The sequence below is a fragment of the Cryobacterium sp. AP23 genome (assembly GCF_054075385.1).
Window position 1 is genome coordinate 4072918 of sequence record NZ_CM133415.1, and the last position, 12414, is coordinate 4085331.

The window sequence follows — 12414 nt, forward strand, 5'->3', positions numbered from 1 at the left end:
TCCCGAGGGGTCCCATGTCGTTCAGGTTCACGGCCCGGCTGCCACTGTCCAGGCACGCCGTCGATCGCGACAACGACGCCCGCGCCGAGCCGGACCTTTTCGAACGCCTCTGGGCGGATGCCGGCACCCGGCTGCTGCCGTTGTGGAAGGGCAAGGCGCTGCTCGCCGAGCCCGCCGCCGACGGTGCGCCCCGCCTGCTGCTGCCGGCGCCGGCCGACCTGTCGATCGAGCTGGACGCATCCGCCCTGCGGGTGTACCTCGGCCGGTCGCTGGCCGAGGACGCCGCCGAACCGGTCGGCACACCCCTGGTGGCCGTGCCGCTCGACGACGAACAGGCCGCCGCGCTGGAGAGCGACGAATCCCGCTGGGTGGGCCTCCGCGAATACGCCACCCTGCTCTCCGACCGGGACACCGGAATCCTCACCGAATCCCTCGGCATCCTGCACTGGCACGACTCGCACCCGCACTGCCCGCGCTGCGGCGCGGCCACCGATGTGCGCTCCGGTGGCTGGGTGCGGCACTGTCCCGTCGACGGCAGCCAGGTCTTTCCGCGCACCGACGCTGCCGTGATCGTGCTCATCACCGACGAGCTCGACCGGGTGCTGCTCGGCTCCAACGCCATGTGGGAGGCCAACCGGTACTCGCTGCTGGCCGGGTTCGTCGAACCGGGCGAATCGTTCGAGTCCGCCGTCGTGCGCGAGGTCTTCGAAGAATCCGGCATACGGGTGGCCGACCCGGTCTACCAGGGGTCGCAGCCCTGGCCGTTCCCGGCGTCGATCATGGTGGGCTTCACCGCCCGGCTGGCCGACGGCCAGCACTCCGGCGGGCTCGTGCCCGACGGCACCGAGATCCTCGACCTGCGCTGGTTCACCCGCGCCGAACTGTCCGACACCGAGAACGGGATCATGCTGCCCGGCCCGTCCTCCATCGCCCGCGCCCTCATCGACGACTGGCTGGCCCGGCCGGCCGTCGTCACCGACCCCGGGCAGGTGCGCCAGGGTGTCTGACCCGTTGACGCCCACCGCAGAGTCACTGCTCACCGGGCTCGACGAGCAGCAACGCGTGGCCGCCGAGGCGCTGATCGGGCCGGTGTGCATGCTGGCCGGCGCCGGAACCGGCAAGACCCGCGCCATCACGCACCGGATCGCGTACGGCGTGATGAGCGGCGCCTACTCGCCCAACCGGGTGATGGCGCTCACCTTCACCGCCCGCGCCGCCGCCGAACTGCGCGGCCGGCTGCGGCAGCTGGGCGCCGGCGGGGTCGCCGCGCGCACCTTCCACGCCGCCGCCCTGAGCCAGCTGAACTACTTCTGGCCGCACGTCGTCGGCGGCCAGGCGCCGCGCATCCTCGAGGGCAAGGGCCGGCTGCTCGGCCACGCCGCCGAGCAGCTGAAGCTGAAGCTCGACACCGCCACCCTGCGCGACCTGGCCGGCGAGATCGAGTGGCGGAAGACCAGCGGCCTCAGCCTCGAGCAGTACGCGACCGCAGGCCGCACCCTGCCCGGCCGGCTCGACATCAACCAGACCCTGGACATGCAGGCCGGTTACGAGCGGCTCAAGGACGACCGCAAGCAGATCGACTTCGAAGACGTGCTGCTGGCCATGGCCGGCATGATCGAGGCGGAACCCTCCGTGGCGCTGCAGGTGCGCGAGCAGTACCGGTTCTTCGTCGTGGACGAGTTCCAGGACGTCTCCCCGCTGCAGTACGACCTGCTCAAGCTGTGGCTCGGCGACCGGCGCGACCTGTGCGTGGTCGGCGACGCCAGCCAGACCATCTACTCCTTCGCGGGCGCCCGCAGCGACTACCTGCTCGACTTCCCCAAGCACTACGAGGACGCCACAGTGGTGCGCCTGGAGCAGAACTACCGCTCCACCGCGGCCATCGTCGCCACCGCGAACCAGCTGATGCGCGGCCGCCCCGGTGCGTTATCGCTGCACGCCGCTGTCGCCGAGTCCGGCACGGAACCGATGGTGCGCGACTATCCGAACGACATGGCCGAGGCCCGCGGCGTCGCCCAGAGCATCTTCGAGCTGATCGAATCCGGCATGGCGCCGGAGAACATCGCCGTGCTCTACCGGGTCAACGTGCAGGCCGCGTTGCTCGAGACGGCGCTGGGGGATGTCGGCGTGAGCTTCCAGATCCGCGGGTCGAAGCGGTTCTTCGACCTGCCGGAGGTGAAGCAGGCGGTGATGTCGCTGCGCGCGGCATCCGTGTCGATCATGGGGGAGCCGCTGTTCAAGTCGGTCAGCGACGTGTTGCGCGGGCTCGGCTGGAGCCAGACCGCCCCGGAGACCCGCGGCGCCGTGCGGGACCGCTGGGAGGCGCTGAACGCGATCATGGGACTGGTCGACCAGGCCGCTCCCGGCACCACGTTCCGGCAGTTCACCGACGAGCTGATGGAACGCCAGGCCGGCCAGCACGAACCCACCGTCGCCGCAGTGACCCTCGCCACCCTGCACTCGGCCAAGGGGCTGGAATGGGACGCCGTGTTCGTGGTGGGCCTCTCCGAGGGCCTGGTGCCGATCAGCTACGCCGGCACCTTCGAGCAGGTCGACGAAGAACGCCGGCTGCTCTACGTCGGGGTCACCCGGGCCCGCAAACGCCTGTCGCTCAGCTGGTCAGCGGCCGGTACCCAGCAGCGTTCCCCGCGAGAACGATCACGTTTTCTGGCAGAAATCGGCATCCGCACCGCTCGTGCGGCCGGTGCGCGCGGCGCCTGACCGTCAGCGTCGCGGCGTCGATCGCGAGGGATGCGGCCGCGAACTGGTTCGACGCCGCGAACACCCGGTCGTGCACCATGCCGGCGACCGTGGTGGCGGCCTCGATGCCCAGCCGGGTCGTCTCCGTCGGTGCGGTGCGGTGCAACAACTGGCAGGCGATCGCGGGCCAGGCCGGGTCGTCATCGACCCGCTCCAACTCCAGGCAGGTCAGGCACGGGCCGGCACCGGGCTCCACGAGCGGCCCGATCCGCACCTCGGCGTCGCTGAACACCACCGGCAGATGCGGCACATCGCGCCGCAACCACCGGCCGTGTCGCTCGGGGGCGAGCACGAAGTGATCCAGGATCACGGCGAGGTCGGGGCCGGGCGCCGGGGTGCCGGTGGCCACGACCCGGATGCCCAACTCGGCCAGCAGGTCCCGGATACGATCGGCCGTCGGCCCAACCCCGTCGACGCACACCGACGGGTGGGCGCCGGGGCCGGGTCGCGGTGGCGGTGCGCCGCCGGGTCGGGTGGCGGTGCCGGACCCGGTGTCGATTCCGGGCGGCTCCGGCCGGGGAGCGAGGTCGACCAGCGCAGGGGCCAGGGCCCGCAGCAGGGCGGCGGTCGCCGCATCCGTCGCCCCGGCCTGCCGGCCGAGCATGAGCGCGCCGGATCTCGGCACCCCTACCCGCAGCGCGGCGACGACGGTCTCGAGCGGCGCCGTGACGCCGGGCACGATCGCCAGCGGCCGGTCGATGCCGAGCTGGATCGTGTCGGGGGTGCGCCAGACGAGCGGATACCGCGGGTCGAGTCGGAGAACCATGCGGCGATTTTCCCCCAGGACCGCCCCGCGCCGTCGGATCCGTCCACAGGCGGCGGTGGCCGCGGGAGAATCTGCAGGTCCAGCCCAGACTCTCGCCCTAGGCTGACGCAATGACAGAGACGACAGCCCTCCGCATCCTGGTCACCGGCGCCACCGGCTACATCGGCGGGCGACTGGTACCCAAGCTCCTCGAGGCCGGGCACCAGGTGCGAGTGCTGGTGCGTTCCCCGCAGAAACTGCTCGATGTGCCGTGGGCCGGCGAGGTGGAGATCGTCCAGGGCGACCTCTCCGACCGGGCGTCCGTCGCCGCCGCCAGTGCGGACATCGACGTGTTCTACTACCTCGTGCATTCGATGGGTGCCAAGGGCGACTTCGAGGAGACCGAGCGCACGGCCGCCCGGAACGTGGCCGCCGCGGCGGCCGCGGCGGGGGTGTCCCGCATCGTGTACCTCGGCGGGCTGCACCCCGACACGCCCACGCTGTCTCCGCACCTGCGTTCACGGGCCGAGGTGGGCCGCATCCTGCTGGACTCCGGGGTGCCCACCGTTGCATTCCAGGCCGGCGTCGTGATCGGCTCCGGGTCCACCTCGTTCGAGATGATCCGCCACCTCACCGACGTGCTGCCGTACATGCCCGCACCCCGCTGGGTGCGCAACTTCATCCAGCCCATCGCCGTGCGCGACGTGCTCTACTACCTGCAGGCCGCCGCCGAGGTGCCGGCCGACGTCAACCGAACCTTCGACATCGGCGGCCCCGATGTGCTGCGGTACGGCCAGATGATGAACGGATACGCCGTCGAGGCGGGGCTGCACCAGCGGCCCATCGCCCCGCTGCCGGTGCTCACCCCGTGGCTGGCGTCGCAGTGGGTCAACCTGGTCACGCCCATCCCGCGCAGCCTCGCGGTGCCGATCATCGCGTCGCTGCAGTACGACTGCGTCGTGCACGAGCACGACATCGACGCCGTGATCCCTCCGCCGGAGGGGGGCCTGACCACGTATCGCCGGGCCGTGCGCCTGGCGCTCGGTCGGATGCGCGACGGTGACGTCGAGACCAGCTGGCAGAACGCGTCGACCGAGGGCGCGTCGAGCAACCCGCTGCCCAGCGACCCGGACTGGGCCGGCCACCTCGTCTACACCGACCTCAAGGAGAAGCGCACCTCGGCCAAGCCGGCCGACCTGTGGCGTGTGATCGAAAGCATCGGCGGCGAAAACGGCTGGTACTCATTCCCGCTGGCCTGGGCCGTGCGCGGCTGGATGGACAAGGTCGTCGGGGGAGTGGGCCTGCGTCGCGGACGCCGGCATCCCGACCGCCTGCAGACCGGCGATGTGCTGGACTTCTGGCGCGTCGAACGGATCGACCGCGGCAGCTTCCTGCGGTTGCGCGCCGAGATGCGTGTGCCCGGCCGGGCCTGGCTGGAGATGCGGGCGGAGCCCACGGAGGACGGCGGGTCGGTGTACCGGCAGCGCGCGGTGTTCTTCCCGCGCGGCCTCGGCGGCCGGCTGTACTGGTTCTCGATCCTGCCCTTCCACGGGGTGATCTTCACCGGTATGGCCAACCGCATCACCGCCGCGGCGGAATCCGAGGCGGCCGCCGTTGACACCGAGGCCGTTGACTTCACTGTCGCGGATGCTGAAGCCGTCGACGCACCCTCCGGTGACGTTACAGCCGGCACATCGGTCATAACAGCGGGCACCCACGCTGCATCCGAGGCCTCTCACAGCTAACCCGTGACCCGGTCGTGTCCCTGGCACGCGCGGCGCTGACGCGCCCAAAATACGTCGAAAAAAAGTTCTCCACAGTTTAGATTTGACCAGACAGATCTGCGATACTGAGCTATTCTCAGTACATGTCCACCATCGCAGACACATTCACCCCCGGCACGGCGCTAGACGCCGTGTCGGGGGTGGTTGTGCCCGCTGATTCACTGGTCGCCGCGGTCGAAGCGGTGGAACATTTGGGGGCCTGCAGCACCGACTACGACACCCTCTCCGATGCCGAACTGCTCGCCGGCCAGAAGGACCTGGCCCGGCTGCGGCAGCTGGTCGAAACCCGGCAGACCTGGATGGCGAAAACGCTCCAGCACCGGTCCCGGCCCGAGCTGGGTCAGCAGGGCCTGGCCCAGCAGCAAGGCTTTCTCAACCCGGCTGACCTGATCCAGGACTTGACCGGCTCCACCCGTCAGGACGCCCGGAAGCTCGTGGACGTGGGCCGGATGCTCGCCGACACCGAAGCGGCTGACGCTCGGGCCGCAGAAGAAGCGGCCGACGCGGCGCGGCGGTTGCGTGACGAAGCCGATGGAAGCGACGGCGCGGACGGGCTGGACACGCCACCCGGCCTGTTCGACGACCTGGCGTCACCGCCGGAGCCAGTTGCACAGCCCTGGTACGCGCCTATCTCGCGCGCCGTGGCCTCCGGCGAGCTGTCGGTCGCGGCCGCGCATGCGATCCGTACCGGCCTGGGCGATATCGACACCGTCGTCACCGCGGAGAAGCTCGCCGACGCCGTGCACACCCTGCTGATCGAGGCCACCCGGATGACCGTGGATGAGCTGCTCAAGCGCTCCCGCCGGATGCGCGACAGCCTCGACGAGGCGGGCATCGCGGTGCGGGAGAAGAAGGCCTGGGACGACCGCTACCTCAAGGTCTGGAAAATCGACACCGGGCAGGTCCACCTCCACGGGCTGTTCCCGCCGGAGCAAGGCCAGTACATTCTGGACCTCTACGACAGCCTGACCGGTCCCCGTCGCGGCGGCGTCCGGTTCGTCGACCCGGACCGGGCAGCCTGGGCCAAAGCAGTGCAGGACGACCCGCGCAGCACCGACCAGCTCACCGCCGACGGGTTCCTCGACCTGCTCAAAGCCGGCAGCAGCGTCAACCCCGACCGGATGCTCGGCGGCCGCACCCCCGCTGTGCGGATCCTGACCACGGCCACCCCGAAGGCTCCGGCAGCGGACCCGACCGAGGCCTTGGTCGCGATCCCGGACGGCACCGGCCACGGTTTTCTCGAAGGCAACCCGGCCCCGGTCTCCCAGGAGACCATCGACCGGATCATCTGCACCTCCGGCACCGTCAAGGTCACCTTCGACGCCGACGGGCAACCGTTGAACCTCGGGCGGGAAGAACGCATCTTCAGCCAGGCCCAACGCATCGCCCTGGCGGCCCGCGACGGCGGCTGCATGTGGGGTGACTGCGACAAACCGCCCTCCCGCACCGAGGTGCACCACCTCGACCAGTGGCTTCGCGACCACGGCAGCACCGACATCCGCCTGGGAATCCTGCTCTGCAGCCCGCACCACCTGCTGTTACACAACCAGGGCTGGCAGATCTTCGAACACCACGGCACCTACTGGCTCCGGCCTCCAGCCGCGGTCGATCCCGGCCAGACGCTCATCCGGCTCCGCAGCAAGAGCCCCGTCGCCCTCGAAAAGCACGACCAGCACTAAGCCGCGCGACACGCTGGTTGGGCCCGGGTCGGGGCGAGGATTGACATGAGGGAGAAGCAAGCGTTGTGCCGATGGGACTCCGACCGCACCGCGTGGCGGTCTGACGGTAGGTTGCCAGCTTGGACTCTAGCCAAGCTCCACCCGCTGACGCATTATGGAAGGCAAGCGCGGGAGGCAGCATGTCTGAAGTTGTGGTGTTTGTAGGTGATGGCCTCAGCGCGGCCGCCCGCTGGCAAGAACGACTGCAAGAGTTCGAAGTTCACAACCTCGGGGTGAGCGGTGACACGACAGACGAAGTGATCGCCCGGCTCGACGACGTCGTGGAGGCGGCTCCTGACGCGGTCGTGCTGCAGGTGGGCACCAACGACGTCGGCTGGCATCGTTCGGACGAGTACATCGTGCGCAACATCGAAACCATCCTCTGCAACCTTCGCAAGCAGCTTCCCAGCGCGCGGTTGCTCATCCAGTCCGTGCCGCCGCGGGAAGAAGACTTCACGCCGGTGATCCGGTCGGTCAACCGCCACCTGCGCCAGTTCGCCCCGACGGTGAAGGCCAGGTACCTCGATCTCTGGCCGGTACTGGCCGACGCTCACGGCCGGCTCAGCGCAGAGTGGTCGACCGACGGCTTGCGTCTCACCGAAGCCGGCTACGACGTGTGGCTCGCTGAGCTGCGCCCGGCACTGGTCGACGCCTTGCAGCATCCGCTCGCTCTGCCCGTCAGTACCCAACCCGCCTGAACCCAACCCGCGTGACCGGGTCACCGGTCGCGGGTGGCTAGCATGAAGGCATGCGCAGACCCCTCCGGTTTTTCACCAGCCTGACGGTGGGCGCGCTGACGCTCACCGGACTCCTCGGGTTCGCAGCATCCGGGGCGACGGCCCAGACGATCTCGGCCCCTGCTCCGGAGCGGATCGCCGCGCAAAGCCTGCCTGCCGACGTCGATGATTTCAGTTTCCCGTCCATGCACGCCGACTACACGCTCGGCCGCGACGACGACGGCCACTCCACCCTGGCCACCACCGAGACCCTCATCGCCCAGTTCCCCCAGGCCGACCAGAACCACGGCATCCGCCGCAACATCCCCACCCACTACCGCGGCCAGCCCACCAGTCTCACCATCGAGTCGGTCACCGACGAGAACGGCGCCGCCCGGGACTACGAGACCGAGACCATCTCCGACGACTCGGATGCCGAGTACCTCAGCGTCACCATCGCCGCCGACGGTTTCGTGCACGGCGACCAGACCTACGTCATCAGCTACAGCCAGCGCCACGTCATCCTCTTCCCCGACGACGCGGCGGACCAGGAGTTCTACTGGGAGGTGAACGGCACCGGATGGGCCCAGCCGTTCGGCACCGTCTCGGCAACCGTGCACGTGCCAGCCAGCCTGGTGCCGGCGCTCACCGGCCAGTCGGCGTGTTACCAGGGCAGTTCGGCGTCCGGTGCCGAGTGCGACGCGCTGACCAGCGCCGCCGCCGGCGACGAGTGGCTGATCGAGGCCACCGCGCGCGACCTCGGCCCCCACGAGGGACTCGCCCTCGCCGTGGGCTTCTCCGACGGAACCTTCGTGCCCCGGGACGACTCGTTCACCGCCAACCCGTTCCCCACCATCGCCCTGCTCGCGGCACTGGCCGCGGTGGCCGCTGCCGTCGTCGGCGTGATCGCCCGGGTCACCCGGTGGCGTAGCGCCCCGGGCCGGCCCACCATCATCCCCGAATACCTGCCGCCGGCGGGGGCGAACCTGCTGCAGGCCGGCGACGTCCTCGGTGCCCGCGCCGGCAGTCGGGCCCTCACCGCCCAGTTCCTGCAGTTCGCCGTGCGCGGCAACGTGCGGGTGCTCGAGGGCGACGGCACCAACCACTACCTGCTCGAACTGCGCAGCCGGGACGGCCTCGACGCCACCGAGACGGCCGTGCTGACCGCCCTGTTCCCCGCCGGCCGGAAGATCGGTGCGGTCCGCGACCTCAAGAAGAAGAGCACCAAGCTGGGCACCGCGCTACAGAAGATCCGCAGTACGGCCCGCAAGCGGATGCTCACCGACGGCCTCCGCGAGCACAAGGGTGGCGCCTTGCGCCGCTGGCTCATCGCCGCGGCCATCGTCACCGGCATCCTCGCGCTCGTGGCGAGCATCATGTCGTTCGCGACCGAGGTCGCCGGCGCCTGGCCGGCGCTTACCCTCGCGGTGGGACTGGTCGCCGCCATTGTTACGCTTGCAGTCACCGTCGAGGTGCGCCCGCTCACCGCTCGCGGCGCCGAACTCCGCGACTACCTGAAAGGCGTCATCGTGTACATTTCGCTGGCCGAAGCCGACCGGCTCCGCGTGCTGCAGAGCCCCCAGGGCGCCCTGCGCACGCCCTACCGGCCGGACGACGCCGCACCGGCCGGGACCGCCCCCGTCCAGGTGCTCAAACTCTATGAACGGCTGCTGCCGTACGCCGTGCTCACCGGCGAGGAGAAGCAGTGGTCGAAGGTCCTCGGTGATTACTACGACGGCACCCGCGAGCAGCCCGACTGGTACGTCGGCAACGCGCCGTTCTCCGCCGCGTACTTCGCCACCGGGGTGGCCGCCTTCGCCACCACCACCTCGTCGGCGTGGTCCGGCAGTGCGGCGAGCTCGTCCAGTTCGGGCTCAGGCGGCGGTGGTTCCGTCGGCGGCGGAGGCGGCGGCGGCGGGGGAGGGGGCGTCTGATGGGCACCCCGGCAGAACCCACCTACACCCGGTCGGCACTCGCGCCCGGCCTGCTCGGCGCGATCGCGCTGCTGGCCGGACTGGCGCTGCTCGACGTGGACAGTTTCGTCATCATCCGCTACGTGGTGAGCATCCTGGCCCTGATCATCTGCGTCTTCGTCATCCAGGCGAAGGCCTGGTGGTGGCTCATCGGCCTGGTGCCGATCGCGGTGCTGTGGAACCCGATCGTGGTCATCGAACTACACGGCCAGGGCTGGGTGTCCGCCCAGTTCATCGCCGCGCTGCTGTTCATCGTCATCGGCGTCCGAACAAAGGTCCCGGTGCCGATGCACCGCTGAATCCGGGCACGGGCATAGACTGAAGGCACGTCTGGAGAACCCGGTCAGTGTCTCGACCGTGGCCCTGCAAGGATCAGCGCACCTGTGCCTGAGCGTTGCGGCGTCGCGTTGCTCGATTCTGGGGTTCGGCGTATCGATCGCAAAGGCATCCTGCGGATGCGCAACACGACGAGCGCGCATGTTTGTACGCGCTGGTGTGAAGTGGAGAAAAATGGCCTACACCCGCCCCAACGGAGCGGGCCGCGCCGGCGCCGGCAGCGGTCGTACCCGTCAACGTCCGCGTTCCCGCGACGACGACGCCCCCATCATCCCGATCCTCGCCCGCAAGGTGCGCGAGGTCGAGGCGAAGGCGCAGAGCGGAGCCAAGCTCGGTCCGACCAACCGCACGAAGTACCAGGTCATCGCGCTGCTGATGCGCGAGGAACGCGCCCGGGTGAAGGCCGACGGCGAACTCACCGACGCGAACCGGGCCGAGTTGCTCAAACGCCTCGACGGCATCGCGCAGATCCTCGCGAAGACCGCCGCAAGGGACACCAGCCTGATCACCCTCCTCGAACCGGATGCCGGTGTCTCCACCGTCGCGCAGCGCTTCCGCCGCGACTGGCTGCTGGAATCCGGCGCCGAACTCAGCCCCGATGAGCTCATCATCACCCGCGAACCCGAGGCCAAGCCCGAGGTGCCGCAGAACCAGGTCATCCCGCAGTCCGTGCGGGCCCGCCAGCTCGCCAACCCGTTCCTCGCCCCCGACTTCAGCGCCGTCAAGGCCGCCCCGGTGTCCTCCGCCCGCAGGCTCGCCAACTGGGAACTGCTCGGCCCGCTCTTCAAGGCATTCGAATACGGCTCCGGCGGCCAGGCCGCCAGCATGGACCTGCCCGAGGCCCCGAACGTCGACCGGTTCTCCCCGCGCGGCATGGAGCTCATGCGGCACCAGGCGCGCTTCATCGAGAGCGCCCGCCTCGGCCATCGCAGCTACCTGCTCGCCGACGAGCCCGGCCTCGGCAAGACCGCGCAGAGCCTGCTCGCCGCCTCCGTCGCCGGCGCCTACCCGCTGCTGGCGATCGTGCCCAACGTCGTGAAGATGAACTGGGTACGCGAGGTAGAACTATGGACGCCGCACCGCCGCGCCACCGTCATCCACGGTGACGGCGACACCCTCGACGCGTTCGCCGACGTCGTCGTGGTCAACTACGACGTGCTCGACCGCCACCTCGCCTGGCTCGGCACCCTCGGTTTCAAAGGCATGGTCGTCGACGAGGCGCACTTCATCAAGAACCTGCAGTCGCAGCGCTCCAAGCACGTGCTCAGCCTCGCGGACCAGATCCGTCGCCGCACACCGGGCAACAACCCACTGCTGATGGCGCTGACCGGCACGCCGCTGATCAACGACGTCGACGACTTCCGGGCCATCTGGCAGTTCCTCGGCTGGATAGACGGCGACAAACCCACGGCCAAGCTCATGCAGCGGCTGGAGGAAACCGGGCTCACCCCCGCGGACGCCGGTTTCTACACCGCCGCCCGCTCCGCCGTCATCGACATGGGCATCGTGCGCCGCCGCAAGGTCGACGTCGCCGCCGACCTGCCCGCCAAGCGCATCGCCGACCTCCCGGTGGAGCTCGACAGTGAACTCGGCCGGTCGATCCAGAAGGCCGAACGCGAACTCGGCGCCCGCCTGGTCAAGCGTTACAACGCCCTCGTCGCCGCCCGCCACCCCGGAGTCAAGGCCCCTGTCCTCACCGACGACGAACGCACCGCGTACATCCGCGCCGTCGCGCACGCCGACCTCGAGGAGTCCAAGGGCACCAGCACCGGCGAGAACGTGTTCACCATGGTGCGGAAGATCGGCCAGGCCAAGGCCGGGCTCGCCGCCGACTACGCAGCCCAGCTCGCGCACTCGGTGGGCAAGGTGGTGTTCTTCGCCAAGCACATCGACGTGATGGATGCCGCGGAGGAGATCTTCGCCAAGCGCGGCCTCCGCACGGTGTCGCTGCGCGGCGACCAGAGCGCCCTGGCCCGCCAGGCGGCGATCGACTCCTTCAACACCGACCCCGAGGTCGCCGTTGTGGTGTGTTCGCTCACCGCCGCCGGCGTCGGCGTGAACCTGCAGGCCGCATCCAACGTGGTGCTCGCCGAACTCAGCTGGACCGCGGCGGAGCAGACGCAGGCCATCGACCGGGTGCACCGCATCGGCCAGTCCGAACCGGTGACGGCGTGGCGGATCATCGCCGCGCACACCATCGACGCGCGCATCGCCGAACTCATCGGCAGCAAGCAGGGCCTCGCGGCCCGTGCGCTCGACGGTGCCGACGAGGATGTCTCCCCAGCCGACTCCGTGCAAGCCAGCGCGTTGGCCTTCGTGCTCACGCAGGCGCTCGACGGAGAGCTGTAACACCGGGCCGGAAGTCCCTACTGAGAGCAGCGC

General features: G+C 69.9%; 9 protein-coding genes. 8 read left to right on the forward strand and 1 reads right to left on the reverse strand.

The features are described 5' to 3' along the window. The first annotated feature begins 14 nt into the window (after positions 1-14). Both nudC and ACU5E9_RS19200 read left to right on the forward strand, forming a co-directional pair. A complete protein-coding gene (gene nudC, locus ACU5E9_RS19195) occupies positions 15-1007 on the forward strand; it encodes an NAD(+) diphosphatase (RefSeq protein ID WP_456811477.1) in 993 nt (330 codons plus the stop codon). Continuing rightward, a complete protein-coding gene (locus tag ACU5E9_RS19200) occupies positions 1000-2721 on the forward strand; it encodes an ATP-dependent helicase (protein WP_456811478.1) in 1722 nt (573 codons plus the stop codon). Before nudC ends, ACU5E9_RS19200 begins: the two co-directional genes overlap by 8 nt. Here ACU5E9_RS19200 and ACU5E9_RS19205 read toward each other — a convergent pair. After that, positions 2612-3526 carry a TOMM precursor leader peptide-binding protein gene (locus tag ACU5E9_RS19205; RefSeq protein WP_456811479.1) on the reverse strand — a complete coding sequence of 305 codons (915 nt, stop codon included), beginning with the start codon at positions 3524-3526 and terminating at the stop codon, positions 2612-2614. The genes ACU5E9_RS19200 and ACU5E9_RS19205 overlap by 110 nt on opposite strands. Before the next feature lie 110 nt (positions 3527-3636). On the opposite strand from ACU5E9_RS19205, the gene ACU5E9_RS19210 reads away from it, so the two are divergent. The 6 genes from ACU5E9_RS19210 (at position 3637) to ACU5E9_RS19235 (ending at position 12381) form a co-directional block, all read left to right on the forward strand. Further along, positions 3637-5250, forward strand: coding sequence for an SDR family oxidoreductase (locus tag ACU5E9_RS19210; protein WP_456811480.1), 1614 nt, complete (start codon positions 3637-3639; stop codon positions 5248-5250). Positions 5251-5372: 122 nt separating this feature from the next. Further along, a complete protein-coding gene (locus ACU5E9_RS19215; protein ID WP_456811481.1) occupies positions 5373-6968 on the forward strand; it encodes a DUF222 domain-containing protein in 1596 nt (531 codons plus the stop codon). 179 nt (positions 6969-7147) lie between these two features. Beyond that, positions 7148-7705: a GDSL-type esterase/lipase family protein gene (locus ACU5E9_RS19220; protein WP_456811482.1), complete on the forward strand. Its 558-nt coding sequence runs from the start codon at positions 7148-7150 to the stop codon at positions 7703-7705. Between the two features lie 50 nt (positions 7706-7755). Continuing rightward, on the forward strand, positions 7756-9657 hold the full coding sequence (locus ACU5E9_RS19225; protein WP_456811483.1) for a DUF2207 domain-containing protein: 1902 nt from the start codon (positions 7756-7758) through the stop codon (positions 9655-9657). Further along, positions 9657-9995, forward strand: coding sequence for a DUF6804 family protein (locus ACU5E9_RS19230; RefSeq protein ID WP_456811484.1), 339 nt, complete (start codon positions 9657-9659; stop codon positions 9993-9995). Before ACU5E9_RS19225 ends, ACU5E9_RS19230 begins: the two co-directional genes overlap by 1 nt. A 211-nt stretch (positions 9996-10206) precedes the next feature. Continuing rightward, a complete protein-coding gene (locus ACU5E9_RS19235; RefSeq protein WP_456811485.1) occupies positions 10207-12381 on the forward strand; it encodes a DEAD/DEAH box helicase in 2175 nt (724 codons plus the stop codon). The last annotated feature ends 33 nt before the right edge of the window (positions 12382-12414 follow it).